The sequence below is a fragment of the Pseudomonas sp. WS 5532 genome, from assembly GCF_012985445.1.
GTDB lineage: Bacteria > Pseudomonadota > Gammaproteobacteria > Pseudomonadales > Pseudomonadaceae > Aquipseudomonas > Aquipseudomonas edaphica.
In genome coordinates this window covers 1-1,260 of the sequence record NZ_JAAQWK010000052.1, presented here as the reverse complement: position 1 = coordinate 1,260, position 1,260 = coordinate 1, and the positions used below count along the sequence as shown (strand labels likewise).

Sequence of the window (1,260 nt, the reverse complement as noted above, 5' to 3'; positions counted from 1 at the left end):
TGTACGGACCGGACACATGGTTGACACATGTGCGGGGACATGGTGGACACATTATTGACCATAATCAGGCTTACTAATGTCGATTGTTCGCAAAAAGTGATGGCAGAAATAGACGTCGAACAGACCATCGCTTTCTGCGTTCGGGCGGATTGCTATGTGCTGTCCTACCAAGCCTTTTGCGATGCTGAAGTAGCGTTTTTGGAAGCGAAAACGGCTGTGATAAACCTTGGCTAACACGTCGTCTGGTCCGTATTCAAACTCAGGTAGCTTTTGCGGATAAGCCCAAGGACTGCTGCGATAGCGGTCCATGGGCACCTTGTATTCCAGCGCCTGATGAGGACGTTGCAGGTTGTATATTTCACGCCATTGATCGAATGCTGATTGAGCATCCGCTAGCGTAGAAAAGTGACGCCCGTTAAGGACTTCTGCCTTGAGTGATCGATGAAAACGCTCGATTTTCCCATTTGTTTGCGGATGGTAGGGACGACTGAAACTTATCCGAATTCCCAAACGCACCAGCCAAATACTCAACTCTGTGATCTCGCCAGGATTACGCGGTGAGCCCCATGGCGCGCCATTGTCGACGTTGATACGTGCCGGTAAACCGTAAGTTTCAAATACCTCGCTCATCTTCTGTTTTACGGTGGTGCCTCGCTCGTTATCACACGCTTGGATGGCCAGGTTGAACCGCGAATGATCGTCCAGGATGGTCAGGGGGTGGCATCGGCCTTGCTGCATTGCAAAGTGGCCTTTGAAATCCATCTGCCAAAGATCGTTGGGCTCAGGATGTTCAAATCTCAGCCGGGCCTCTGGTTCTTTCTCTGAAGGCTTAATCAAGCTGTGCCGGTGCAGGACATTAGTGACAGTACTGGGAGCAATTCGCTTGTCCAGCATGCTGCTAATTGTGCGTCCGCCCCATGCCGGATGATCTTGGCGAAGTGCAACGACCTCAGCCTCCAGCTCGGCCCGGGTCAGTTTGGGGCTGCTGGCGGGCCTGCGTGACTTCTCTTGCAAACCTGCAGAGCCGCCGGCCTCGTAACGCTTTAGCCACTTGTAGGCGGTTTGCGGACTTATACCAAATCGTCGACACAGCTCTCGCTTATTACTGCCGGGTTTCTTTGCTAAGGAAACAAACTCTTGTTTTAGGCTCATGGCGTCTCTCGTGTTCCAGGGCATGATGGCCTCCCGGCGAAGCTGGCTTCGCCGAGAAGTGTCCACCATGTCCCCGCACACCCGTCAACCATGTGTCCGGTCCGTACA

At 52.9% G+C, this 1,260-nt stretch carries 1 protein-coding gene; it reads right to left on the bottom strand.

The annotated features are described in order from the left end of the window. Positions 1 to 51: 51 nt before the first annotated feature. Positions 52 to 1,176 carry an IS481 family transposase gene (locus HBO23_RS33545; protein ID WP_017135449.1) on the bottom strand — a complete coding sequence of 375 codons (1,125 nt, stop codon included), beginning with the start codon at positions 1,174 to 1,176 and terminating at the stop codon, positions 52 to 54. Between the last annotated feature and the right edge of the window lie 84 nt (positions 1,177 to 1,260).

Coding starts and splice junctions, on each gene's coding strand:
- HBO23_RS33545 (WP_017135449.1), bottom strand. CDS start 1,176: ATGCCCTGGAACACGAGAGACGCCATGAGCCTAAAACAAGAGTTTGTT.